General features: G+C 67.9%; 24 protein-coding genes. 23 read left to right on the forward strand and 1 reads right to left on the reverse strand.

What is annotated here, in order from left to right; genetic code table 11:
- Positions 1-99: 99 nt before the first annotated feature.
- The 23 genes from aceK (at position 100) to K307_RS26440 (ending at position 22,875) form a co-directional block, all read left to right on the forward strand.
- Entirely contained in the window at positions 100-1,935 is a 1,836-nt protein-coding gene (gene aceK / locus K307_RS26330) for a bifunctional isocitrate dehydrogenase kinase/phosphatase (protein WP_042883798.1), read from the forward strand.
- Positions 1,932-2,603, forward strand: coding sequence for a carbonate dehydratase (can, locus tag K307_RS26335; protein ID WP_042883799.1), 672 nt, complete (start codon positions 1,932-1,934; stop codon positions 2,601-2,603). Before aceK ends, can begins: the two co-directional genes overlap by 4 nt.
- A gap of 52 nt (positions 2,604-2,655) precedes the next feature.
- Positions 2,656-3,834 carry an acetyl-CoA C-acetyltransferase gene (locus K307_RS26340; RefSeq protein WP_042883800.1) on the forward strand — a complete coding sequence of 393 codons (1,179 nt, stop codon included), beginning with the start codon at positions 2,656-2,658 and terminating at the stop codon, positions 3,832-3,834.
- Positions 3,835-4,052: 218 nt separating this feature from the next.
- Positions 4,053-4,733, forward strand: coding sequence for an SDR family oxidoreductase (locus K307_RS26345; RefSeq protein ID WP_042883801.1), 681 nt, complete (start codon positions 4,053-4,055; stop codon positions 4,731-4,733).
- 25 nt (positions 4,734-4,758) lie between these two features.
- Positions 4,759-5,889, forward strand: a complete 1,131-nt coding sequence (locus K307_RS26350) for an acyl-CoA dehydrogenase family protein (protein WP_042883802.1) — start codon at positions 4,759-4,761, stop codon at positions 5,887-5,889.
- A 104-nt stretch (positions 5,890-5,993) separates the two neighbouring features.
- Entirely contained in the window at positions 5,994-6,668 is a 675-nt protein-coding gene (locus K307_RS26355; RefSeq protein WP_042883803.1) for a 2-hydroxychromene-2-carboxylate isomerase, read from the forward strand.
- Positions 6,665-7,351, forward strand: a complete 687-nt coding sequence (locus K307_RS26360) for an HAD family hydrolase (protein ID WP_042883804.1) — start codon at positions 6,665-6,667, stop codon at positions 7,349-7,351. Before K307_RS26355 ends, K307_RS26360 begins: the two co-directional genes overlap by 4 nt.
- Positions 7,348-7,800, forward strand: coding sequence for a YchJ family protein (locus tag K307_RS26365; protein WP_042883805.1), 453 nt, complete (start codon positions 7,348-7,350; stop codon positions 7,798-7,800). The genes K307_RS26360 and K307_RS26365 overlap by 4 nt, the downstream gene beginning before the upstream one ends.
- The gene (locus K307_RS26370) at positions 7,797-8,468 is read left to right on the forward strand and encodes a glutathione S-transferase family protein (protein WP_042883806.1); all 672 of its coding nucleotides are present in this window, start codon (positions 7,797-7,799) and stop codon (positions 8,466-8,468) included. The genes K307_RS26365 and K307_RS26370 overlap by 4 nt, the downstream gene beginning before the upstream one ends.
- 23 nt (positions 8,469-8,491) lie before the next feature.
- Positions 8,492-10,099 carry a carboxyl transferase domain-containing protein gene (locus K307_RS26375; protein ID WP_042883807.1) on the forward strand — a complete coding sequence of 536 codons (1,608 nt, stop codon included), beginning with the start codon at positions 8,492-8,494 and terminating at the stop codon, positions 10,097-10,099.
- Positions 10,100-10,130: 31 nt separating this feature from the next.
- Positions 10,131-11,033, forward strand: coding sequence for a dienelactone hydrolase family protein (locus K307_RS26380; protein ID WP_042883808.1), 903 nt, complete (start codon positions 10,131-10,133; stop codon positions 11,031-11,033).
- A 49-nt stretch (positions 11,034-11,082) separates the two neighbouring features.
- Positions 11,083-11,871, forward strand: coding sequence for an enoyl-CoA hydratase/isomerase family protein (locus K307_RS26385; RefSeq protein WP_042883809.1), 789 nt, complete (start codon positions 11,083-11,085; stop codon positions 11,869-11,871).
- Positions 11,872-12,190: 319 nt separating this feature from the next.
- Positions 12,191-13,597 carry an adenosylmethionine--8-amino-7-oxononanoate transaminase gene (bioA, locus tag K307_RS26390; RefSeq protein WP_051975194.1) on the forward strand — a complete coding sequence of 469 codons (1,407 nt, stop codon included), beginning with the start codon at positions 12,191-12,193 and terminating at the stop codon, positions 13,595-13,597.
- Positions 13,587-14,804 carry an 8-amino-7-oxononanoate synthase gene (bioF, locus tag K307_RS26395; RefSeq protein WP_042883811.1) on the forward strand — a complete coding sequence of 406 codons (1,218 nt, stop codon included), beginning with the start codon at positions 13,587-13,589 and terminating at the stop codon, positions 14,802-14,804. The genes bioA and bioF overlap by 11 nt, the downstream gene beginning before the upstream one ends.
- Entirely contained in the window at positions 14,801-15,535 is a 735-nt protein-coding gene (gene bioD / locus K307_RS26400) for a dethiobiotin synthase (protein WP_042883812.1), read from the forward strand. Before bioF ends, bioD begins: the two co-directional genes overlap by 4 nt.
- A 19-nt stretch (positions 15,536-15,554) precedes the next feature.
- On the forward strand, positions 15,555-16,577 hold the full coding sequence (bioB, locus tag K307_RS26405) for a biotin synthase BioB (protein WP_042887432.1): 1,023 nt from the start codon (positions 15,555-15,557) through the stop codon (positions 16,575-16,577).
- 73 nt (positions 16,578-16,650) lie between these two features.
- Positions 16,651-18,669, forward strand: coding sequence for an acetyl/propionyl/methylcrotonyl-CoA carboxylase subunit alpha (locus K307_RS26410; protein WP_042883813.1), 2,019 nt, complete (start codon positions 16,651-16,653; stop codon positions 18,667-18,669).
- Between the two features lie 131 nt (positions 18,670-18,800).
- Positions 18,801-19,742 carry a 2-hydroxyacid dehydrogenase gene (locus K307_RS26415; protein WP_042883814.1) on the forward strand — a complete coding sequence of 314 codons (942 nt, stop codon included), beginning with the start codon at positions 18,801-18,803 and terminating at the stop codon, positions 19,740-19,742.
- A 50-nt stretch (positions 19,743-19,792) separates the two neighbouring features.
- The gene (locus K307_RS26420; protein WP_042883815.1) at positions 19,793-20,728 is read left to right on the forward strand and encodes a hydroxymethylglutaryl-CoA lyase; all 936 of its coding nucleotides are present in this window, start codon (positions 19,793-19,795) and stop codon (positions 20,726-20,728) included.
- Positions 20,729-20,741: 13 nt separating this feature from the next.
- Positions 20,742-21,242, forward strand: a complete 501-nt coding sequence (locus tag K307_RS26425; protein ID WP_042883816.1) for a YbaK/EbsC family protein — start codon at positions 20,742-20,744, stop codon at positions 21,240-21,242.
- Positions 21,239-21,667 (forward strand): thioesterase family protein, encoded by a 429-nt coding sequence (locus tag K307_RS26430; protein WP_042883817.1) that lies wholly within the window; start codon positions 21,239-21,241, stop codon positions 21,665-21,667. Before K307_RS26425 ends, K307_RS26430 begins: the two co-directional genes overlap by 4 nt.
- A 30-nt stretch (positions 21,668-21,697) precedes the next feature.
- Positions 21,698-21,949 (forward strand): DUF1289 domain-containing protein, encoded by a 252-nt coding sequence (locus K307_RS26435; RefSeq protein ID WP_419187202.1) that lies wholly within the window; start codon positions 21,698-21,700, stop codon positions 21,947-21,949.
- Positions 21,919-22,875, forward strand: a complete 957-nt coding sequence (locus K307_RS26440) for an MBL fold metallo-hydrolase (RefSeq protein WP_051975195.1) — start codon at positions 21,919-21,921, stop codon at positions 22,873-22,875. The genes K307_RS26435 and K307_RS26440 overlap by 31 nt, the downstream gene beginning before the upstream one ends.
- A gap of 220 nt (positions 22,876-23,095) precedes the next feature.
- On the opposite strand, the gene K307_RS26445 is transcribed toward K307_RS26440, so the two are convergent.
- Positions 23,096-25,300, reverse strand: a complete 2,205-nt coding sequence (locus tag K307_RS26445) for a TonB-dependent receptor (protein WP_042883819.1) — start codon at positions 25,298-25,300, stop codon at positions 23,096-23,098.
- Between the last annotated feature and the right edge of the window lie 98 nt (positions 25,301-25,398).

Genomic DNA, 25,398 nt, shown 5'->3' on the forward strand with positions numbered 1-25,398 from the left:
GTGAGGGGGCGCCGAAATCACCCGGAGCCCCCGCCCGAACCCATTTACAATCTCACTACCCGTCGCAAGACCGCTGCGCCAGCCGCCCCCCGTCGACCCATGTCCCACTTCCCCAAACTGCTCTCCTCGCAGATTGCCTACGATGTGGCGAGAACGATGCTCGACGGGTTCGACAAGCACTACCGTTTGTTCCGCGAGGTCAGCCACCAGGCCAAGATCAAGTTCGAGGCCGGCGACTGGCACGGGCTGCAGCAGATCCAGCGCGACCGCATCGCGTTCTACAACGAGCGCGTGCGCGAATCGAGCGTCATCCTCGAAGACGAGTACGACGCCGAGAATATCGAGGACGAGATCTGGCAGCAGATCAAACTGCACTACATCGGCCTGCTGACCAACCATCACCAGCCCGAACTGGCCGAGACCTTCTTCAACTCGGTCTGCACGCGCATCCTGCACCGCTCGTACTTCAACAACGGTTTTATCTTCGTGCGCCCGGCGATCTCGACCGAATATATCGAGAACGAGGAATCGCCCACGCGCCCGACCTTCCGTGCGTATTACCCGGGCAGCCGCGCCGGCATGGCGGCGTGCTTCGAGCGCATCGTGCACAACTTCCAGCTCGAGCGCCCGTTCGAAGACCTTCAGCGCGATATCGGCTACGTGGTGCGCGCGGTCAGCGAGCATTTCGGCGACCTGCGCATCGCGCCGAATTTCCAGATCCATACGCTGTCGTCGCTGTTCTTCCGCAACAAGTCGGCCTTCATCATCGGCCGCATCCTGAACGGCGACCACACCTTCCCGCTGGCGATCCCGATCGTGCACGGCCCCTCGGGCAAGCTGGTGCTGGACACGGTGCTGCTGAAGAAGGAACAGCTGCTGATCCTGTTCTCGTTCACGCACGCCTACTTCATGGTCGACATGGAGATCCCGTCGGCCTACGTGACCTTCCTGCGCGACATCATGCCGCGCAAGCCGCGCGCGGAGATCTATACCTCGCTGGGTCTGCAGAAGCAGGGAAAGAACCTGTTCTACCGCGACTTCCTGCACCACCTGCAGCATTCGTCGGACAAGTTCATCGTCGCGCCCGGCATCCGCGGGCTGGTGATGCTGGTGTTCACGCTGCCGTCGTACCCGTACGTGTTCAAGGTCATCAAGGACTTTTTTCCGGCACCCAAGGACACCACGCGCGAGCTGGTCAAGTCCAAGTACCAGCTGGTCAAGCAGCACGACCGCGTCGGCCGCATGGCGGATACGCTGGAGTACTCCGACGTGGCCTTCCCGCGGTCGCGCTTCGACGATGCGCTGGTGCGCGAGTTCGAGCAGCACGCGCCGTCGATGATCGAATACCAGCGCGGCAAGGACGGCGGCGAAGAGATCGTGGTGCGCCACGTCTATATCGAGCGCCGCATGACGCCGCTGAACATCTACCTGCAGGAGGGCACAGACGAGCAGGTCGAGCACGGCGTGCTCGAATATGGCAACGCCATCAAGGAGCTGATGGCCGCGAACATCTTCCCCGGCGACATGCTGTACAAGAACTTCGGTGTCACGCGCCACGGGCGCGTGGTGTTCTACGACTACGACGAGATCGAGTACCTGACCGACTGCAATATCCGCCAAGTTCCGCAGCCGCGCAACGAGGAAGAGGAGATGTCGGGCGAAGTCTGGTACACGGTGCGTCCGCACGATATTTTCCCAGAGACCTTCCGCACCTTCCTCCTGGGCGATCCGCGCGTGCGCGCGGCGTTCCTGCGCCATCATGCGGATTTTTTCGACCCTGCCATGTGGCAGGGCCACAAGGACCGGCTCCTGGCCGGACATGTTCATGACTTCTTTGCCTATCAGAGTACAGAGCGATTCATCCACCGTTACGGCAACGCCGGCGGCGCGCCTGGCGCCGCAGCTGACGCCGGTCCTGCAAGGAGGGTCGCATGACTGAAGCCATCGCCCAGCTGTTCCGCAACAACCGCGAGTGGGTCGACCGCGTCAATGCGGAGGACCCGACCTTCTTCACCCGGCTGGCCAACCAGCAGGCGCCGGAATACCTGTGGATCGGCTGCTCCGATTCGCGCGTGCCGGCCAACCAGATCCTGGGACTCGCTCCGGGCGAAGTGTTCGTCCACCGCAATATCGCCAACGTGATCGCGCACAGTGACCTGAACGCGCTGTCGGTGATCCAGTTCGCGGTGGAAGTGCTGAAGGTGCGCCACATCACCGTGGTCGGCCACTATGGCTGCGGTGGCGTCAAGGTCGCGCTCAAGCGCGAGCGCATCGGCCTGGCCGACAACTGGCTGCGCCATGTGCGCGACGTCGCCGACAAGCACGAGGCCTACCTCGGCACGCTGCTGCGCGAGGACGACGCCCATACCCGGCTGTGCGAGCTCAACGTGATCGAGCAGGTCAACAACGTCTGCCAGACCACGGTGATCCAGGACGCCTGGTCGCGCGGCCAGGCCGTGACCGTGCATGGCTGGGTCTACGGCGTGTCCGACGGCCTGCTGCGCGACCTGGGCATGGCCGCCAGCAACAACGACGAACTGCACGAGCAACTGGCCGCGGCCTACCGCCAGTACGGCGACCCGCCGCAGGCATCGATCCGCTGACTGCTGCCGCAACGAATACCGCTTCATCACACACCGATCCAGGAGACCCGACATGGAAGAGATCGTCATCGTTTCAGCCGCCCGCACGCCGATGGCTGCGTTCCAGGGCGAATTCGCCAGCGTCACCGCGCCGCAACTGGGCGCCGTGGCCATCCGCGCCGCCGTCGAGCGCGCCGGCCTCAAGCCCGAGCAGGTGGAAGAAGTGGTGTTCGGCTGCGTGCTGCCCGCCGGCCAGGGCCAGGCGCCGGCGCGCCAGGCGGCGCTGGGCGCAGGCCTGCCGCTGGGCGTGGGCTGCACCACCGTCAACAAGATGTGCGGCTCGGGCATGCGCGCGGCGATGACCGTCTATGACGGCCTCATCGCCGGCTCGTTCGAGGTCGCCGTCGCCGGCGGCATGGAGAGCATGACCAATGCCCCGTACCTGATTCCGAAGGGCCGCGGCGGCTACCGCATCGGCCACGGCATGATCTACGACCACATGATGCTGGACGGCCTGGAAGACGCCTACGACAAGGGCCGCGCCATGGGCACCTTCGGCGAGGACTGCGCCGCCAAGTATGGCTTCACGCGCGAGCAGCAGGACACCTTTGCCATGGAAAGCGTGCGCCGCGCGCAGCAGGCTACCGAGAACGGCGACTTCCGCTGGGAGATCGCGCCGGTGACCGTGTCGGGCAAGGGCGGCGACACCGTGATCGACACCGACGAAGGTCCGCGCCGCATCAAGCTGGACAAGATCCCCTCGCTGAAGCCCGCGTTTGCCAAGGACGGCACCATCACCGCGGCCTCGTCGTCGTCCATCAACGACGGTGCCTCGGCGCTGGTGATGATGCGCGCCGCCACCGCGAAGAAGCTGGGCCTGCAACCGATCGCCCGCATGCTGGGCCATACCACCCACGCGCAGGCGCCGGGCTGGTTCACCACCGCGCCGGTGGAAGCGATTTCCAAGCTGTACCGCAAGCTGGACTGGACCACTGACAGCGTCGACCTGTTCGAGATCAACGAGGCCTTTGCCGTGGTGCCGATGGCTGCCATGCACGACCTCAAGATCCCGCGCGACAAGGTCAATATCCACGGCGGCGCCTGCGCGCTGGGCCACCCGATCGGCGCTTCGGGCGCGCGCATCATGACCACGCTGATCGGCGCGCTGCGCAAGACGGGTGGCAAGCGCGGGGTGGCGAGCTTGTGTATCGGTGGTGGTGAAGCTACCGCAGTGGGGATCGAGATCCTGTAACGCTTTCCCTCTCCTCGCTGTTCCTCCCCTCTCCCGCGCGCGGGAGAGGGGCCGGGGGTGAGGGCGGGGCGCAGGCATACCGCCCTCACTTCGAGCCAGCGCCCACCCCCACCCCTCTCCCGCAAGCGGGAGAGGGGAGCAAGACCGAGGCAGTTTGCTGAACCCGTGGCCTGACGTGCCGTTTCGCGCGCTGGGCAGCCTATAAAAGGAGCACAGCCTTGCCAACCGTCCTGATCCTCGGTGCCTCGCGCGGCATCGGCCTTGAATTCGTGCGCCAGTACCGTGCCGACGGCTGGCGCGTCATTGCGGCGGCACGCACGCCCGCAGGCGTCGGCGCGCTGCAGGCGCTCGGCGCCGAAGCCCACCAGGTCGACCTGGCCGATGCCGGCGCGGTCGCGGGCTTGGGCTGGAAGCTAGACGGCGAAGCGCTCGACGTGGCGATATACAACGCCGGCGTGCTGGGTCCGCGCACGGAAGGCGCGCAACCGGTCACGCCGCAGGAGTTCGACCAGGTGATGCACGTCAACGTGCTCGGACCGATGATGGCGCTGCCGCTGCTGCTGCCTTATGTCGAAGCGGGCCAGTCCGGCCACGGCGGCGTGCTGGCGGTGCTGTCCTCGCGCATGGGCAGCATCGGCGCGATGGAGCACAACACCAGCTGGCTGTACCGCGTCAGCAAGGCCGGCGCCAATGCGGCGCTGCGCGCGGTGTCGCTGGATGCGCGCCACGCCACCTGCGTCGCGCTGCATCCGGGCTGGGTCAAGACCGACATGGGCGGCCAGGAAGCCGACCTGACCGTGCAGCAAAGCGTCAAGGGCATGCGCCAGGTGCTGGCCGGCGTCAAGCGGCGCGACAACGGTACCTTCCACAACTACGACGGCATGCCTATCCCCTGGTAAGGCGCGCCACTACCACCGAACCGACATGCTGCTGACCCTCGAACAGGAAATGATCCGCGACGCCGTGCGCCAGTTCGCGCAGGAGGTGATCGCGCCGCAGGCCGCGCAGTGGGACCGCGACAAGACCTTCCCCAAGGATGTCCACCGCGAGCTGGCCGCGCTCGGCGCCTACGGCGTGGCCGTGCCCGAGGAATACGGCGGTGCCGGCCTCGACTACCTGTCGCTGGCGCTGATCCTGGAAGAGATCGCTGCCGGCGACGGCGGCACCTCCACCGTGATCAGCGTCAACAACTGCCCCGTGTGCAGCATGCTGATGTCGTTTGCCAGCGAGGCGCAGAAGCAGCAATGGCTGGTGCCGCTGGCGCGCGGCGAGATGCTCGGCGCGTTCTGCCTGACCGAGCCGCATGTGGGCTCCGACGCGTCGGCGCTGCGTACCACCGCCGTCCGCGACGGCGACGATTACGTGCTCAACGGCGTCAAGCAGTTCATCACCAGCGGCAAGAACGCCGACGTGGCGATCGTTCTGGCCGTGACCGACAAGGCGGCCGGCAAGCGCGGCATCAGCGCCTTTATCGTGCCGACTGCCACGCCCGGCTACGTGGTGGCGCGCCTGGAGGACAAGCTCGGCCAGCATTCGTCGGACACCGCGCAGATCCTGTTCGAGGATTGCCGCGTGCCGGCGGCCAACCTGCTGGGCGACGAGGGCGGCGGCTACAAGATGGCGCTGTCCGGGCTGGAAGGCGGGCGCATCGGCATCGCCTCGCAGAGCATCGGCATGGCGCGCGCCGCGTTCGAGGCGGCGCTGGCGTATGCCAAGGAACGCGAGAGTTTCGGTCAGCCGCTGTTCCAGCACCAGGCGGTGCAGTTCCGCCTGGCCGAGATGGCCACCCGCATCGACGTGGCGCGCCAGATGGTATGGCACGCCGCCGCGCTGCGCGATGCCGGCCGGCCCTGCCTGAAGGAAGCGGCGATGGCCAAGCTCTTTGCCAGCGAGATGGCCGAACGGGTGTGCTCGGACGCGATCCAGGTGTTCGGCGGCTATGGCTATGTCAGCGACTTCCCGGTGGAGCGCATCTACCGCGATGTGCGCGTGTGCCAGATCTACGAGGGCACCAGCGATATCCAGAAGATCCTGATCGCACGCGCACTCGCTTAGTGGCCTGTTGCGCAAATAAGCGCGTACGATGAGGGGGCGTGCCACGCAAGCGGCACACCCCCTGATCCCAGTACCGGCAACCCCAACAAGAAGGGCCCCCCGACATGACCGCAGCGATCGACTTCTACTTCGATTTCTCTTCGCCTTATGGCTATTTCGCCAGCACCCGCATCGACGAGCTGGCGCAGAAGTACGGGCGCATCGTCGCCTGGCATCCGATCCTGCTGGGCGTGGTGTTCAAGACCACCGGCGCCTCGCCGCTGCCGCAGCTGCCGCTCAAGGGCGACTACTCTTGGCGCGACTTCGAGCGCACCGCGCGCTTCCACGGCATCGAATACAAGCGCCCCACGCATTTCCCGCTGCCGACCACGCACGCCGCGCGTGCGATGCTGTGGCTGCAGAACCATCACGGCGACGATATCGCCGCGGCCTTCGCCAAATTGGTGTACCGCGCGCTGTTCGTCGACGACATCAATATCGCCGAGCCGGCCGAGATCATGAAGCTGGCCGAACCGCTGGGCGTCGACGTGCAGGCGCTGGACGCCGGCGCCACCAGCTACCAGATCAAGGACCAGCTCAAGGCCGAGATCGAAGTGGCGATGGCCAAGGGCGTGTTCGGTTCGCCCTTCGTCATCGTCGACGGCGAGCCGTTCTGGGGCTTCGACCGCTTCGACCAGGTCGAGGCGCACCTGAAGAGCCGGCGCAAGGCCGGAATCGGTGAACTCCGGGCCGTACCCAGTGCGGCGAGCCTGGACAACATGGAAAAGAAACCCGCATGACTGCAGTAACCCGTGGCCATTCCGGCCGATTCGATTGTGTGATTTTCGACTGCGACGGCGTGCTCGTCGACAGCGAGCCCATCGTCAACCGCGTGCTCAACCAGATGCTGAACGAACTCGGCATCGAGATCTCGCTGGAAGACTCCACGCGCCTGTTCCTCGGCCGCGCCGTGCGCGAGGAGCTGGAGATGATCGAACGCATGCGCGGCGCGCCGCTGCCCGAGAACTGGCTGTCGACCTGGCTCGCCCGCCGCAACGCGGTGCTGGAAGCCGAAGTCGCCGCGGTGGCGCACGTGCGCGACGCCATTGGCAAGATCGCGGCCACCGGCATGCCGGTGTGCGTGGCCTCGGGCGCGGACCGCATCAAGGTCAAGCTGCAGCTGACCAAGACCGGCCTGGTCGAGCTGTTCCAGCAGGATGAGCGCGAGCATATCTTTTCGGCCACCGAAGTGGCGCGCAGCAAGCCCGCGCCCGATGTGTACCTGCTGGCCGCGCGCACCATGGGCGTGGCGCCGGCGCGCTGCGCCGTGGTGGAAGACAGCCCGACCGGCGTGACCGCGGGCGTGGCCGCCGGCATGACGGTGTTCGGCTATGCCGAGCGCAACGACGCCGCGCTGCTGCGCGAGGCCGGCGCGCACACCATCTTCACCGACATGCGCGACTTGCCGGAGCTGGTGGGATGACCAGGGGAAAGGCGGCAGAGAACGCGGCACGCCGCCTGCCCAAGGCCGGGCCGCTGCCGTGCCCGTGCGGCAGCGCGGACTATGCCGCCTGCTGCGGCCGCTTCCATCGTGGCGAAGCGCTGCCGCCCAATGCCGAGGCGCTGATGCGCTCGCGCTACAGCGCCTATGTGCTGAACGATGTTGACTGGCTGCGGCAGACCTGGCACCCGTCGACCTGCCCGGCCGATCTCTTGCCGGACACCGCCACGCGCTGGCTCGGGCTGACCGTCAAGGCGCATGCGCAGCAGGACGACACGCATGCCGAAGTGGAATTCGTGGCGCGCTACAAGGTAGGCGGGCGCGCCATGCGGCTGCACGAACGCAGCCGCTTTGTGCGCGAGCCGCGCGCGCCTGGCGAGGCGCCGCGCTGGCTCTATGTGGATGGCGACATGATCGGGGAGACATCATGAGCACCGAAAAGCAGACCCAGCCTGAGTACCTGCTGTATTGCTTTGCCCAGTCCGGCAACGCCTACAAGGTGGCGCTGCTGCTGGAGACGGTCGGCGTGCAGCGCGGCCAGCGCCTGTGGCAGCCGCGCTTCGTCGACTTCTTCAACGGTGAGACCCGCACCCCCGAGTACCGTGCCATCAACGTGATGGGCGAGGTGCCGGTGCTGGAGTTCGGCGGGCAGCGCCTGTCGCAGTCCGGCGTCATCCTGGAGACGCTGGCCGCGCGCCTCGATGCCTACGGCCCGCGCGACGACGCTGAGCGTGCCGAGGTGCTGCGCTGGCTGCTGTTCGACAACCACAAGTTCACCTCCTACACCGCTACCTACCGCTTCATGCGCAACTTCGCCAGGACGCCGGACCCGGCCGTGCTGGAGTTTTTCCGCGCGCGCTGCGAAGGCGCGTGGAACGTGCTCAATGCGCATCTGGCCGGGCGTGCCTTCGTGGTGGGCGAGCGCACCACCATCGCCGACTTCTCGCTGGCGGGCTATGTGTTCTTCGACGACGAGATCGGCGTGCACTGGCGCAAGGAGTATCCGCATATCCATGCCTGGGCCGAGCGCATGCGCGCGCTGCCGGGGTGGAAGCATCCCTACGACCTGATGCCGGGACATCCTCTCAATCGGCGGTAAAAAGAAGCAGGAAGGGACAAACAATGCCCACGCTGGAAACCAAACTCAACGCCCGCTCCGAATCGTTCAAGGCCAACGCCGAGGCCATGCAGGCCCTGGTAGCCGACCTCAAGGCGAAGATCGCGAAGCTTGCGGAGGGCGGTGGCGAAGAAGCGCGCGACAAGCACCTGTCGCGCGGCAAGCTGCTGCCGCGCGACCGCGTGCAGCAGCTGCTCGATCCGGGCACGCCGTTCCTGGAGCTGTCGCAGCTCGCGGCCTATGACATGTACGACGATGCCGCGCCCGGCGCGGGCATCATCACCGGCATCGGCCGCGTGGCCGGGCAGGAATGCGTGATCGTTTGCAACGACGCCACCGTCAAGGGCGGCACCTACTACCCGATGACGGTCAAGAAGCATGTGCGCGCGCAAGAGATCGCCGAGCAGAACAACCTGCCCTGCATCTACCTGGTCGATTCCGGCGGCGCCAACCTGCCCAACCAGGACGATGTGTTCCCGGACCGCGACCACTTCGGCCGCATCTTCTACAACCAGGCCAACCTGTCCAAGCAGGGCATCCCGCAGATCGCGGTGGTGATGGGGTCGTGCACCGCCGGCGGCGCCTATGTGCCGGCGATGAGCGACGAGTCCATCATCGTCAAGAGCCAGGGCACCATCTTCCTGGGCGGCCCGCCGCTGGTGAAGGCCGCCACCGGCGAGGAAGTCAGCGCCGAGGACCTGGGCGGCGCCGACGTGCATACGCGCCTGTCGGGCGTGGCCGACTACTTCGCGCAGAACGACCACCACGCGCTGTCGCTGGCGCGCAATATCGTGCAGCACCTGAACCGCCGCAAGCCGGACCAGATCCGCCTGCACGAGCCGGTGGAGCCGCTGTACCCGGTGCAAGAGTTGTACGGCGTGATCCCGACCGACACGCGCAAGCCCTATGACGTGCGCGAGGTGATCGCGCGCCTGGTCGACGGCTCCGAGTTCGACGAGTTCAAGGCGCGCTACGGCACCACGCTGGTGTGCGGCTTCGCGCGCATCTGGGGCTACCCGGTCGGCATCATCGCCAACAACGGCATCCTGTTCTCGGAGTCGGCGCTTAAGGGCGCCCACTTTATCGAGCTGTGCTGCCAGCGCAAGATCCCGCTGGTGTTCCTGCAGAACATCACCGGCTTCATGGTTGGCCGCAAGTACGAGAACGAAGGCATCGCCCGCAACGGCGCCAAGATGGTGACCGCGGTCGCCACTGCGCAGGTGCCCAAGTTCACCGTGATCATCGGTGGCTCGTTCGGTGCCGGCAACTATGGCATGTGCGGGCGGGCCTATTCGCCGCGCTTCCTGTGGATGTGGCCGAATGCGCGCATCTCGGTGATGGGCGGCGAGCAGGCCGCGAGCGTGCTGGCGACGGTGCGGCGCGACGGCATCGAGGGCAAGGGCGGCAAGTGGAGCGCGGAGGAGGAAGACGCCTTCAAGCAGCCGATCCGCGACCAGTACGAACACCAGGGCCACCCGTACTACGCCAGTGCGCGCCTGTGGGACGACGGCGTGATCGATCCCGCGCAGACCCGCACCGTGCTCGGCCTGGGCCTGTCAGCGAGCCTGAACGCGCCGATCGACGACATGAAGTTCGGCGTATTCCGCATGTAATCACGACGCCATCGCAGCCGTACCCATCACCATGCGCAGTGTCGTCCGCCTGTTTCGCAGTCTTGCCCTGGTAGCGGCGCTCGCCGTGCTGCAGCCGCCGGCGGGCCATGCGCAGTACGCCGACGGCGCTGGCTCGGGCAAGGCGGCGCCGCGCATGCGTTTCACTGAGCAGGTGCTGATGCTGCCCAAGGCGGCGATCCCGTCGCGCATCGACCTCGAGGCCACGGTGTTCAAGCCTTCGGGCGAGGGGCCGTTCCCGCTGGTAGTGATCAACCACGGCAAGGCGCCGGGCCGGCCCTTCATGCAGGGGCGCGCGCGCTTTGCGGCGCAGAGCGCCGAGTTCCTGCGGCGCGGCTATGTGGTGGTGCTGCCGATGCGGCAGGGCTTCGCGCGCTCGGGCGGCGCCTATGTGGGCAGCAGCTGCGACATCGAGACCAACGGCCTGATGCAGGCCGACGATGTCGTCGCCACGCTCGACTACATGGCCACGCTGCCCTACGTGGACATGGAGCGCATCGTCGTGATCGGCCAGTCGCAGGGCGGGTTGACCACGATGGCATTCAGCACCATCGGCTATCCCGGCGTGCGCGGCGTGGTCAACTTTGCCGGCGGGCTGCGCAACCTGAACTGCCCGGACTGGGAAGAGCGGCTGGTCGATGTCTTTGCCAGCTACGGCAGCTCGGCCCGCTACCCCTCGCTATGGGTGTACGGCGACAACGACAGCTACTGGCCGGTGCCCTTGCCCGGCCGCATGTTCAACGCCTTCAAGTCGCGCGCCACCGGCCCGGGGGCCAATGCGCGGCTGTTTGACGTGGGCGAGTTCGGCGCCGACTCGCACCGCCTGTTCAGCCTGCGCGAGGGCATCCCATTGTGGCTGCCGGAAGTGGGCGACTTTTTCCGCTCGCTAGGGCTACCGTTCGATACCGGTACCTGAGCGGCACCTGAGCGGCACTCTGATAACTATCTGTCTACGGAGACGAACCATGGAATTCACCACCCTGACCGTCAATATCGCCAGCCACGTGGCCACCGTCACGCTGAACCGGCCCGACGTGCGCAACGCCTTCAACGAGACCGTGATCGCCGAGCTGACCGGGGCCTTCCGTGCCCTCGGCGACATGGACGAGGTGCGCGCCGTCGTGCTCGCGGGCAACGGTCCCGCCTTCTGTGCCGGCGCCGACCTGAACTGGATGAAGAAGATGGCCGGCTACTCCGACGACCAGAACCGCGCCGATGCGCTGACGCTGGCGCAGATGCTGCACACCATCTGGTCGTGCCCGCGCCCCGTGATCGCGCGCATCCAGGGCGATACCTATGCCGGCGGCATGGGGCTGGTGGCCGCGTGCGATATCGCGGTGGCGGCCGAGCACGCGCATTTCTGCCTGTCCGAGGCGCGCCTGGGCCTGCTCCCCGCCACCATCAGCCCGTATGTGATCCGTGCGATGGGCGAGCAGGCGGCGCGCCGTTATTTCATCACTGCGGAACGCTTCGATGCGGCCGAGGCGCTGCGGCTGGGGTTCGTGCATGCGGTGGTGCCGGCGGAGGGGCTCGATGCCAAGGTCAGCGAGCTGGCTACGGCGCTGGTCGCCAACAGTCCCAATGCCGTGCGCGAGAGCAAGCGGCTGGTGCAGGACGTGTCGGGGCGCGTGATCGACAACGACCTGCTGGCGGATACGGCGGACCGGATTGCGAAGATCCGGGCGTCGGAGGAGGGGCGGGAAGGGGTGAAGTCGTTTTTGGAGAAGCGGACGCCGTCGTGGCGGCCGGCTTGAGGACGGCGTCTCCCGCCCGCTTGTTTGCTCCCCTCTCCCGCGCGCGGGAGAGGGGAGTCCCGCAGCAGCATGCGAAAGCGTGCCGCGCTGAAAAAAGACTTGGGTGGAGATCGCAGCACGCTAGCGACAAGAGAATGCTTCGCCCTTGTAACATCCATCAAGTTCAGCTAAACCACCGCTAACGCAAAAATCCCGCCGTCATTGCCAACATTGAAGAGACATTCCTAACATGACCCTCCCCAACCAGTCCGCCACCGTCGCACTGCCCGGCCAAGCCGGCAGCGCCACGCACACGGACGGTCAACAAAGGAGGGCTACCTTGGATCACCTGTCCCTTTCCCCAGGCAGCGACTCGCAGGCCCTGGGCCAGCGCAGCCGCAACGCGGTCTGGCACCCCTGCACGCGCCTGCGCCCCGACGACGACGCCGTACCGCTGGCGATCGTGCGCGGCGAAGGTCCGTGGCTGCATGACGCCAGCGGCCGCCGCTATTTCGACGCCACCAGCTCATGGTGGGTCAACCTGTTCGGCCACGCCAACCCGCGCATCAACGCCGCGCTAGCAAACCAGCTGGAGACGCTCGAACACGTGATGCTGGCCGGCTGCACCCACGCACCGGCGGTCGAACTGGCCGAGCGCCTGTCCGCACTGACCGGCGGCGCGCTCGGCAATGTCTTCTACGCCTCGGACGGCGCCTCGGCCGTCGAGATTGCGCTGAAGATGAGCTTCCACTACTGGCGCAACACCGGCCTGCCGGCCAAGCGCGAGTTCGTCTGCCTGCGCCACGGCTACCACGGTGAAACCGTGGGCGCGCTGGCCGTGACCGACGTGGAAGTCTTCCGCGACGCCTACGACCCGCTGATCCGGCGCGCGCACGTGGTGATGTCGCCCGACGCACGCCAGGCTGCGCGCGGCGAGTCGGCGGCGGATGTTGCCGCCCGTGCGCTGGCGGAACTGGAAGCGCTGCTGCGCGAGCGCGCCGGCCAGATCGCCGCGCTGATCGTCGAGCCGCTGGTGCAGGGCGCCGCCGGCATGGCGATGTACGACCCGTCTTACCTCGACGGCGCACGCGCGCTGTGCGACCGCTACCGGGTCCACCTGATTGCCGACGAGATCGCGGTCGGCTGCGGCCGCACCGGCACCTTCTTCGCGTGGGAACAGTCGCGCGCTGAAGAAGCGCCGCTGCCCCCGCACCTGTGGCCCGACTTCCTGTGCCTGTCCAAGGGCATCAGTGGCGGCTACCTGCCGCTGTCGCTGGCGTTGTCGCGCCCGGAGATCCAGCGCGCCTTCGTCGCCGACGAGCTGGCGCGCAGCTTCCTGCATTCGCATTCCTATACCGGCAACCCGCTGGCCTGCCGCGCCGCGCTGGCCACGCTCGACCTGTTCGCGCAGGACGACGTGCTCGCGCGCAACCGCGAACGCGCGCAGTGGCTGGCCGAGGCGATGTCCACCCTGGCCGCCGACCCGCGCCTGCAGCACGTGCGCCAGCGCGGGCTGATCTGGGCCGCCGATGTGCGCGATGACGTCGCGGGCGCCGACTTTGCCTCGCGCTTCCACCACGCGGCGCGTGCGCGCGAACTGCTGGTGCGCCCGATCGGCAATACGCTGTACGTCATGCCGCCCTACGTCTTCGACGCCGCGCAGGCGCGCTGGCTGGGCGAGCAACTGCTGGCCACGCTCGACGATGTGACCACGCTGGTGAACGGGGAGGTGCGCCATGCTGCTTGAACAACTGAAGCAGGCCGCCGAGCAACGCCATGCGCTGGCCCTGACGCGGCGCCGCCGCATCGCGCACACCGCGTGCGCCCCGCACCAGGCCGTGGGCGAAGTGGACGAGACGCAGCCGGAAGCGCTGCTGACTTTCTGCAGCAATGACTACATGGGGCTGGCCAACCACCCCGACGTGATCGCCGCGCTGGCCGAAGGCGCGCATCGCTATGGCGCCGGCAGCGGCGCCTCGCACCTGGTCAGCGGCCATTCGCTGGCGCATGCGCAGCTCGAAGCGGAACTGGCACGCTGGTTCGCGCCGCATATCCCGCACGCGCGCACGCTGTATTTCTGCACCGGCTACATGGCCAACATGGCGGTGCTGACCGCGCTGGGCGCGGCGGGCGCGACGCTGTTCTGCGAATTGCTCAACCATGCCTCGCTGATCGACGGCGCCCGGCTGGCGCGCGCGGACGTGCAGCGCTACCCGCACTGCGATACCGCCGCGCTGGAGGCGCTGCTGGCGGCCAGCACCAGCGAACGCAAGCTGATCGTCACCGACAGCGTGTTCAGCATGGACGGCGACGTCGCACCGCTGCGCGAACTGCTGGCGCTGGCCGATCGCTATGACGCGTGGATCATCGTCGACGATGCGCACGGCTTCGGCGTGCTGGGCGAACAGGGCCACGGCGTGCTGGAGGCGCTGGGCCTGTCGTCCGAGCGCTTTATCTATATCGGCACGCTGGGCAAGGCCGCGGGCGTGGCGGGGGCGTTCGTCGTCGCGCACGAGACCATCATCGAGCACCTGGTCAACACCGCACGGCCCTATATCTACACCACGGCCGCGCCGCCGGCGGTGGCGCATGCACTGCTGACCAGCCTGGCGATCATCGAAGGCGAAGAAGGCAGGCAACGCCGCGCGCAACTGACGCGCTGCATCGCCATGCTGCGCGGCGGGCTGGCGCAACTGGCCGCGATCGCCGGCTGGTCGCTCGGCGACAGCGAGACCGCGATCCAGCCGCTGATCGTCGGCGACAACGGCGCCGCGCTGGCGCTGTCGGCAACGCTGGAGGGCGACGGCATCCGCGTCGGCGCGATCCGCCCGCCGACGGTCCCCGAGGGTACCGCGCGGCTGCGCATCACGCTGTCGGCCTCGCATACGGAAGCCGACGTGCAGCGCCTGCTCGACGTACTGAGCGCCGCGGTGGCGCAGCGGGAGGCCGCATGACAGTGCGCCAGCCTTTTGCCTGCTTTGTCACCGGCACCGATACCGGCGTCGGCAAGACCCACGCCAGCGCCACGCTGCTGCATGCGCTCAACGCCGCCGGCTACCGCACCGCGGGCATGAAGCCCGTGGCCAGCGGCAGCGACTGGCGCGACGGCCACTGGCACAACGACGACGTGGCGCAACTGCGCGCCGCCAGCTCGGTGACGGTGCCGCTCGGCCATACCTGCCCGTTCCTGCTGCGCACGCCGTGCTCGCCGCACCTCGCCGCCGCGCAGGAGGGCGTGCGCATCACGCGCGCGCCGATCCGCGAAGCGTTCGACGCGCTGCGCCGCCAGGCCGAGGCCGTGGTGGTGGAGGGCGTGGGTGGTTTCCACGTGCCACTGGATGTCGGCGCGGTGCGCTGGAGCACCGCCGACCTGGCGGACATGCTCGGCCTGCCGGTCGTGATGGTGGCCGGCATCCGGCTTGGCTGCCTGAACCACGCCGTGCTGACCGCCCAGGCCATCCGCGCGCGCGGCCTTAACCTGGCCGGCTGGATCGCCAACCGGGTCGACCCGGACATGCTGCTCGCCGACGAGAACATCGCCACGCTGCATGCGGCGCTGGACGCGCCTTGCCTGGGTGAACTGCCCTGGCAACTCGAACCCGCCGCTGCCGCTGCCAGGCTAGATCTCTCGCCGCTGTTTGCCGCCAATCAATATCAGGCCGAGGCCAGTGGCCTCGCCGCCTGAACCAGAATTCGAATCGATCATGACCCAAGCCCAAATCGTCACTACCGTTTCCGTCGACTCCCTGCGTCAGACCGCGCGCTCGCACGCCCTGCCTGATGATGCCGCCTGGCGTGTCGACGACGTCGCCGCACTGTTCGCGCTGCCGTTCAACGACCTGCTGTTCCGCGCCCAGCAAGTGCATCGCGAGAACTTCGACGCCAACACCGTGCAGCTTTCCACGCTGCTGTCGATCAAGACCGGCGGCTGCGAAGAGGATTGCGGTTACTGCCCGCAGAGCGCGCACCACGATGCCGGCGTCAAGGCCGAAAAGCTGATGGCGCTGGACGAGGTGCTTGACGCAGCGCGCGCGGCCAAGGCCAACGGCGCCACGCGCTTCTGCATGGGCGCCGCCTGGCGCAGCCCGAAGGATCGCCACCTCGAGCCGGTGATGGACATGGTGCGCGAAGTGAAGGCCATGGGCCTGGAGACCTGCGTGACGCTGGGCATGCTCAAGGCCGAACAGGCGCAGCAGCTCAAGGAAGCCGGCCTCGACTACTACAACCACAACCTCGATACCTCGCCGGAGTTCTACGGCAAGATCATCACCACGCGTACCTACCAGGACCGGCTCGATACCATCGGCCATGTGCGCGACGCCGGTATCAATGTCTGCTGCGGCGGCATCGTCGGCATGGGCGAGTCGCGCGAGGCGCGCGCCGGGCTGATCGCGCAGCTGGCCAACATGGACCCGTATCCGGAGTCGGTGCCCATCAATAACCTGGTCCAGGTCGAAGGCACGCCGCTGGCCGGCACCGAAGCGCTGGACCCGTTCGAGTTCGTCCGAACCATCGCCGTGGCCCGCATCACCATGCCGCGCGCGATGGTGCGCCTGTCCGCCGGCCGCGAGGCCATGGACGAAGCGTTGCAGGCGCTGTGCTTCATGGCCGGCGCCAATTCGATTTTCTACGGTGAAAAGCTGCTGACCACAGGCAACCCGCAGGCCGACCGCGATCGCGCCCTGCTGGCTCGCCTCGATATCCGCGCAGAGGGCTACGCGGGATGACGAGGTAGGAGATAGCCCGCTGGACAGCTCGCCGCCGTAAGATCCCAATCACAGGGATAACAAGGAGGGAGCCATGTTCAACAAGATCCTGATCGCCAACCGCGGTGAAATCGCCTGCCGCGTGGCCGCCACCTGCCGCCGGCTCGGCATCCGCACCGTCGCGGTGTACTCGGATGCCGACGCCGAGGCGCGCCACGTCGCCTTCTGCGACGAGGCCGTGCATATCGGCGGCGCGGCGGCGCGCGACAGCTACCTGCGCGCCGACCACATCATCGAGATGGCGAAGGAGACCGGCGCCCAGGCCATCCACCCGGGCTACGGCTTCCTGTCCGAGAACGAGGCCTTTGCCGAGGCCTGCGCCGCAGCCGGGCTGGTCTTCATCGGCCCGCCGGCGTCTGCCATCAACGCGATGGGCAGCAAGAGCGCGGCCAAGCAGCTGATGGAAAAGGCTTCGGTGCCGCTGGTGCCGGGCTACCACGGCGAGGACCAGGATCCGGCGCTGCTGCGCCGCGAGGCCGACCGCATCGGCTACCCGGTGCTGCTCAAGGCCAGCGCCGGCGGTGGCGGCAAGGGCATGCGCGTGGTCGAGTCGGGCGATGCCTTCGAGGCCGCGCTGGCCTCGGTCAAGCGCGAGGCGACGGCCAGCTTCGGCGACGACAAGGTGCTGGTGGAGAAATACCTGACCCGCCCGCGCCATATCGAGATCCAGGTATTTGCCGATACCCACGGCAACTGCGTCTACCTGTTCGAGCGCGACTGCTCGGTGCAGCGCCGCCACCAGAAGGTGCTGGAAGAAGCGCCGGCGCCGGGCATGACCGAAGAACGCCGCCGCGCCATGGGCGAGGCCGCGGTTGCTGCGGCCAAAGCGGTGGGCTATGTCGGCGCCGGCACGGTCGAGTTCATCGCCAACCAGGATGGCTCCTTCTACTTCATGGAGATGAACACGCGCCTGCAGGTCGAGCATCCGGTCACCGAGATGATCACCGGGCAGGACCTGGTCGAATGGCAGTTGCGCGTCGCCGCTGGCGAGCCGCTGCCGCTGACGCAGGAGCAGCTGCGCATCGACGGCCACGCGCTGGAAGCGCGTATCTACGCCGAGAATCCCGACAATCAGTTCCTGCCGTCCACCGGCACGCTGCGCTTCCTGCGCACGCCGCCGGCGGTGCAGTTCATGCGCGGCGGCGATATGCATGGCCCGGCCGGCATCCGCATCGACGCCGGCGTGCGTGAAGGTGATGCCATCAGCCCCTTCTACGACCCGATGATCGCCAAGCTGATCGTCTGGGGCAAGGATCGCGACGAAGCGCTGGCGCGCATGCGCCAGGCGCTGGCGTCGTACCACGTGGTCGGCCTGTCGACCAACGTTGCCTTCCTGCAGCGGCTGGTGTCGTCGCAGGCGTTCCGCACCGCTGATCTCGACACCGGCCTGATCGAGCGCAACGAGAAGGTCCTGTTCCCGCCGCCGGCGCCGGTCGGCATGGAGATCATCGCACTGGCCGTGGCCGCGCTGCTGGATCGCGAGAACCGCGAGCGCCGCATCGACGCCGCCGACCAGCATTCACCGTGGACCCGCGGCGGCACGTGGCGGCTGAACGGGGGCGCGACGCGCCAGTTGCGCTTTGGCTATGGCGAGCAGGTGCTCGACGTGACGCTGCACAGCAATGAGCGCCGCAGCACGCTGATCTATGCCGACCAGGCCGCGCCGTTCGCCTGCACCTGCCAGGCGGGCGATATCCGCGTCGACCTTGGCACGCGCCGCGCGCACGGACAGGTGCATGTCGATGGCGAGACGTTCCATGTCTTCAATGCGGGGCGGCATGCCAGCCTGACCTGGCTCGATCCGCTCGCGCATGCGGGCGAAGCCGAGAGCGAAGGCGGCAAGCTCACCGCGCCGATGCCGGGCAAGGTCATCGCCGTGATGGTCGAGGCCGGCAGCACCGTCACGCGCGGCGCGCCGCTGCTGGTGATGGAAGCGATGAAGATGGAGCACACCATCAGCGCACCGGCCGACGGGGTGGTCAGCGAAGTGCTGTACGGCGTCGGCGAGCAGGTGGCCGAAGGGGCGCAGCTGCTGGCGTTCGAAGGAAAGTAAGCCAGATCGTGGGGGCCGGGATCGCCGACCGCGGCCCCGCGCCGGCCATGGCGGTTGGCGTGCGAACGCCAACCCCATTACTCTGCCAAAATACCCGTTTACCCCACCACCAGAATCCCCCTGGAGACAAAATGAAGGTGCAGTTGTACGTCCCCGATGGCCGCTATGATCCGTGGATCGAAGGCTTCGCCGAAGCACTCCCCGAAGCCGAATGCGTGACCTGGGAGGGCAGCCGTGGCGAACCAGCCGACTACGCCGTGGTCTGGCGCCCGCCGGTGGAAATGCTGCGTGGCCGTACCGACCTGAAGGCGGTATTCAATTTGGGGGCTGGCGTCGATGGCATCCTGCGCCTGCGCGATGAAGCGCCGGATGCGTTGCCCGCGGGCGTGCCGATCGTGCGGCTCGACGATGCCGGCATGGCCGCGCAGATGGCCGAGTACGTCACCCATGCCGTGCTGCGTTATTTCCGCAAGCTCGATGCCTATGAAGCGCAGCAACGCGCCGGCACCTGGAAATTCCTCAAGCCGCACCGCCGCGCCGACTTCACCGTCGGCGTGATGGGCGTGGGCACGCTGGGCACGCATATCGCCCGCGCGCTGGCAGGCTTCGGCTTCCCGGTGCGCGGCTGGAGCCGCACCGCGCGCGCCATCGAAGGCGTGAGCGGTTTCTATGGCGATGCGGGCCAGTCGCCGTTCCTCGATGGCCTGCGCGTGCTGGTCAATGTGCTGCCGCTGACACCGCAGACCGAGAACATCCTGAACGCGGGGCTGTTCGCGCGGCTGGCGCAGGGCGCGTATGTGATCAACGTGGCGCGCGGCCAGCACCTGGTCGAAGAGGACCTGCTGGCCGCGGTGCAAGCGGGGCAGATCGGTGGCGCCACGCTCGACGTGTTCCGCACCGAACCGCTGCCGGCGGAGCACCCGTTCTGGCAGGAGCCGCGCATCACCATCACGCCGCATATCTCGGCGCTGACGCTGCGCGAGGACAGCATCGCCCAGATCGCCGGCAAGATCCGCGCATTGCGCGCGGGCCAGCCGATCGCGGGCGTGGTCGACGTGCAGCGCGGCTACTGACGCCGGCACTGCGCGCCACCAAGATAACGAACAACGGACAGGAGACAGCCATGACCATGCCGAACTATGTGAAGATCGTTGAAGTGGGCCCGCGCGACGGCCTGCAGAACGAAAAGGGGATGGTGCCGACCGAGGTCAAGGTCGCGCTGATCAACCAGCTCACCGACGCCGGCTTCGTCAATATCGAGGCGGCGTCGTTCGTCTCGCCCAAGTGGGTGCCGCAGATGGCTGACGGTGCCGAGGTGATGGCGCGCATCCAGCGCCGGCCGGGCACGCTGTACTCGGCGCTGACGCCGAACATGAAGGGCTTCGAGGGCGCGATCGCCGCTGGTGCCGATGAGGTGGTGATCTTCGGCGCGGCCAGCGAGGCGTTCTCGCAGAAGAACATCAACTGCTCGATCGCGGAATCGATCGCGCGCTTCGAGCCCGTCGCCGCGGCGGCGAAAGAAAAGGGCGTGCGGCTGCGCGCCAGCATCTCGTGCGCGCTGGGTTGCCCGTACCAGGGCGAAGTGTCGGTGCACGCGGTGGTCGACGTGGTGCGCCGCATGCGCGAGCTGGGCTGCGACGAGATCGATATCGCAGACACCATCGGCGTGGGCACGCCCGGCCGCGTGCAGGAAGTGATGCGTGCCGCCGCGGCAGAATTTGCGCTCGACCGCCTCTCGGGCCATTTCCACGATACCTACGGGCAGGCGCTGTCCAACATCCTGGCCAGCCTGGAAGTGGGCATCTCGATCTTCCACGCCTCGGTGGCGGGGCTGGGCGGTTGCCCCTACGCCAAGGGCGCGACCGGCAACGTGGCGACCGAGGACGTGCTGTACATGCTGCACGGCATGGGCATCCACACCGGCATCGACCTGGAAGCGGTGGTGCGCACCGGCGACTACATCTCGCAGGCGATCGGCCGCGCCAACAGTTCGCGCGTGGGCCGCGCCCTGCTGACCAAATGGGCCGCCGCCAGCGACGCGGCGCCCGCCTGTATTTGAGCAAGGAGAATGCATGACGGCAAGTAACGAAGCGCTGCCCGAGTCCGCGCAGCGCGTCGCGGACCTGCTGGTCGAACTCGGCCACGATCGCCCGGTGGTGATGCTGCCCGCGACCGGCAAGACTTCAGCGGAAGCCGCGGCGGGCCTGGGCTGCAGCGTGGCCGAGATCGCCAAGTCGATCATCTTCCGGCGCGTGGCCGACGATGCGCCGGTGCTGGTGATCGCCAGCGGCAGCAACCGCGTCGACGAGGCCAAGGTGGCCGCGCGCGTGGGCGCGCTGGGCAAAGCCGACGCGCGCTTCGTGCGCGAGAAGACCGGTTATGCCATCGGCGGCGTCTGCCCGATCGGCCATGCGGTGGCGCCGGTGATGCTGCTGGACCAGGACCTGTTCCGCTATGACAGCCTGTGGGCGGCGGCGGGGCATCCGCACGCGGTGTTCAACCTGACGCCGCATCAGCTGCAGCAGATGACCGGTGCGGAAGTGGCCGACGTAGCGGCGGGATCCGCTGCATGAGCCCCGACCTGCGCCCCGGCCTGACCTTCCGCTGGCAATACACGGTGCCGCCCAAGGCCACGGTGCCGCGGATGTACGACGACATTCCCTGCTGCCCGGAGATGCCAGACGTGCTGGCCACCGGCTATATGGTCGGCATCATGGAATGCGCCTGCCTGCAGATGCTGCGCGAACACCTGGACTGGCCGCGCGAGCAGTCGCTCGGTACGCTGGTCAGCTTCTCGCACCTGGCGCCGACGCCGCCGGGCATGACGGTGACGGTCAAGGGCGAGCTGGTCGAGGTGGACGGGCGCCGGTTGCGCTTCCAGCTCAGCGCCTGGGACGACGAGGACAAGATCTCCGAGGGCGTGCATGAGCGCCACCTGATCGACGCCGGCCGCTTCAACGAGAAGGTGGCAGCCAAGGCCGCCCGCGCGGCGCTCTGAGTGCCGCCCGACTGCATCGACATGGCTGACATGCCCGCGCCCGTCACGTCCGCCGCAGAGATGGCTGCGCAGGCTGACGCGGCGCTGCAGGCCGCACCCGTGCCGTCGCCGTGCCGCAACGTCTGCCGCATGGACGCGGCCAGCGGCTACTGCGAAGGCTGCCTGCGCACCATCGAAGAGATCGCGGGCTGGTCGTCGGCCAGCGACGAGGACAAGCGCCGCATCTGGGCGCAACTGCCGCAGCGCGCCGCATGGCTGGCTGGCGAGGAGGCATCCCCTTGAGCGAAGCACCCGTTCCGCAGCTGCCGGCCACGATGCGCGTATTCGAGCGCGGCTGGCTGTCGGCCAACAATATCCTGTTTGTCGACGATGAAGACACGGTGCTGGTCGACACCGGCTACGTCACGCACGCGCCGCAGACCGTGGCGTTGGTGGAGGCTGCGCTGCAGGGCCGCCCGCTCGCGCGCATCGTCAACACGCACCTGCACTCCGACCACTGTGGCGGCAACGCCGCGCTGCAGGCGCGCTGGCAGCCGCGTACCGCGATCCCCGCCGCCGAGGCCGAAGCCGTGGCCGCCTGGGATACCGATGCGCTCAGCTATGTAGCCACGGGGCAGCAGTGCGACCGCTTTACGTTCGACAGCGTGCTGCAGGATGGGGACGTACTGCGCCTCGGCGGCATCGACTGGCAGGTGGTGGCCGCGCCCGGGCACGATCCGCATGCGGTGATGTTGTTCGCGCCGGCGCAGCGCATCTTGATTTCGGGCGATGCGCTGTGGGAGAACGGCTTCGGCGTGATTTTTCCCGAGCTCGAAGGTGAGAGTGGGTTTGCCGAGCAGGCGGCGGTGCTGGAGCGGATTGCGGAGCTCGATGCGCGGGTGGTGATCCCGGGGCACGGGCGGATGTTTGCCGAAGTGGCCGCGGCGCTCGAGCGCGCGAAGGGGCGCCTCGGCTATCTGAGTGCCGATCCCGCGCGCAATGCCAGCCATGCGGTGAAGGTGCTGGTGAAGTTCAAGCTTCTGGAGCAGCAGCGCATGGCGCGGGCTGAGCTGGTCGCATGGATGGAGGCGGCGCCGTTGATGGTGCGCATCCGGGAGCGGTTCATGCCGGGGCAGGCGGTGGCGGAGATTTGTGCGCAGACGGTGACAGCGCTGGCGGGTGTGGGGGCGCTGCAGGTTGATGGGGAGTGGGTGGTGAATCGGGATTGAGCTGGTTCGGGCGGCGCAGGTATAGACGCGCCTGCCCTCTCCCCCGGCCCCTCTCCCGGCCCCTCTCCCGCAGGCGGGAGAGGGGAGCAAACCGGCGGCGATGGCAATCACGTCGCCCCATCAATTCCCGATTGCGTGCTCCCTCTCCCGCTTGCGGGAGAGGGTTGGGGAGAGGGCCGGCGCATCAACGAAGTAACGCCGCCGCTATGCCGAGTTCACCTCAGAACGTCGTCCTGAACCCCACCTTCACACTGCGCCCAGGCAACGGCGCGATATCCCGCAGAATCGACGCCGCATTGCGCGCATCCTGGTTGGTCAGGTTGTCCCCGCGCAGGTACACCAGCGTCTGCGTGCCCGCCGTCTTGAACTTGTAGGTCAGCGCCAGGCTCAGCAGCGTATAGGCATCGGTCGGCGTGTCATTCACCGGCACGCGCGTCTGCTTGGCCGCATAGGTGACATCCACGCGCGCCCCCCACGGCCCCGCGCCATACACCAGCGCGCCGCCCAAGCGCAGCGGCGCCAGCCGCGGCAGCGGCTCGCCGGTATCGCGGTTCTCGCCGCGCACATAGTCGGCACGCGCTTCGAAGTCGAGCGTATCGCCGGTCGTCAGCATCTTCTGCAACAGCCGCGTCCTGCCCTCGGCCTCAAAGCCATACAGCGTGGCCGGCACGCCCAGGTACTGGAACTCAGGCAGCGAATTGGGGCTGCCGGCGGCGACCACGTCGCCCGCTTCATCGCGCGCGCGGCCGGTCGAGGTCAGCGCCAGGTAGTTGGCAAAGCGGCTGTAGTAGCCCGACACGCTCGCGCTGTGTTCCCCCGACTTGAAACGCACGCCGAGGTCGATCGACGTGGCGCGCTCCTTGTTGGCGTTGGGGTCGCCCAACTCCCAGGCGCCGGTGGCCACGTGCGGGCCGTTGGCGTACAGCTCATAGAAGGTCGGCGCGCGTTCGGTGTATGACAGGTTGCTGGTCAGCGACCACAGCGGATTGACCTTGTACAGCAGTCCCGCCGAGGCGCTGGTGGCGTTGAAGCTGCGGCTGGCGTCGGCAAAGCGGTCGTTGCCGTTGGCGCTGGCCTTGATGCTGCTGTGGTCGAGGCGCCCGCCCAGGTTCAGCTTGAGGTCGCCCGAGGCGGTCAGCGGCAGTTCCTCGAACACGAACAATGCGGCGTTGTCGGTGTTGGTGCTGGGCACGAACGCCTCTTCGCCCAGCGCCGAGAAGTCGGTGTGGCCGAACTGCGTGCCAATCACGCCGGTCATGTTGCCGATCCTGGCGTGCTTGGCCTCGAGGCGCGCGTCCCAGCCGCGGTTCTTGAAGATCGTGCCGGTCTCGCCGTCTTCGATTTCCTTGTGCTCATAGTCGGTGTAGCTGAACTTGCCCTTGACCGATTCGATCCAGCCGCCGGTGTTGCCGGCGAGGTTGCGCGCCTCGCCTTCCAGCGCAAAGCGGTCCTGGCGCATCTTCAGCCGCACGTCGTCCTCGGCCGGGGTGCCGTACTCGTTGCGGTAGGCGCTGTAGTTGGCGCCGACAAAACCGTCGGCCCAGGTGTAGGAGCCGCCCAGCGAGCCGCCTTGCTGCTCGGCGCTGGTGTTGGGCAGGCGGCCGTAGGCTTCGGTCTCGCCTTCAGGCAGCGGCTGGGCGGCACGCAGGCGGTCGCTGCGGGCGAAGCCGGGGATGCGCAGGTCGCTGGTCTTGCGCGCGAAGGCATCGGCGTGCACGGCGAACTTGCCGTTGCCGGCCTCGATCAGTGCACTGGCATTGCGTGCCTGGTCGCCCCCCGCGGTGGCGCTGGCGTCGACCGCGCCGCCGATGCCTTCGATCGGCTCCTTGGGAATGCGGTTGTCGATCACGTTGACCACGCCGCCGATGGCGTTGCCGCCGTACATCAGCGCGGCGGGGCCGCGCACGACTTCGATGCGCTCGGCCACCAGCGGATCGACGGGCACGGCGTGGTCGTAGGACAGCGTGGAGGCGTCGACGGTGGTGCCGCCGTTCTGCAGCACCTTGATACGGTCGCCATCCAGGCCGCGGATCACCGGCCGGCTGGCGTTGGGCCCGAAGTAAGTCGACGAGACCCCGGGCAGCTTGTCGAGGGTCTCGCCCAGCGTGCTGGCCTGGCGCACGGCAAGGGCGTCGCCGCCCAGCGTCGATACCGGCGCCACCATGTCGTTGAGGTCGCTGCCGAGCGGGTTGGCGGTGACCACGACTTCGCGCAGGGTCGCGCCGGCAGGCGCATCGGCCGTAGCAGGCGTCGCAGGCGTGGCCGGTGCGGTGTCGGCAGCGGGCGCCGCGGGCGGCGTGGCAGTCTGCGCCAGCGCGGCGGGTGCCGCGAAGGCGGTCGCCACGGTGGCGGTGAGGGAAGCTGCAAAGGCCGCCAGCGGGGTCAGGCGCGGTGCGCTGGCTTTGGGGTGTGAGCGGTTGGACATGGCGCGCGGAGTGAGGCAGTGGCAATCGGCCCGGCTGGCACGGCGGCCGCCCGGCGCCGGCCGGCCCGCGATGGGCGTGGCCGCGCAGCCGGAGGTGG

The organism is Cupriavidus necator A5-1, assembly GCF_000744095.1.
Lineage (GTDB): Bacteria > Pseudomonadota > Gammaproteobacteria > Burkholderiales > Burkholderiaceae > Cupriavidus > Cupriavidus necator_A.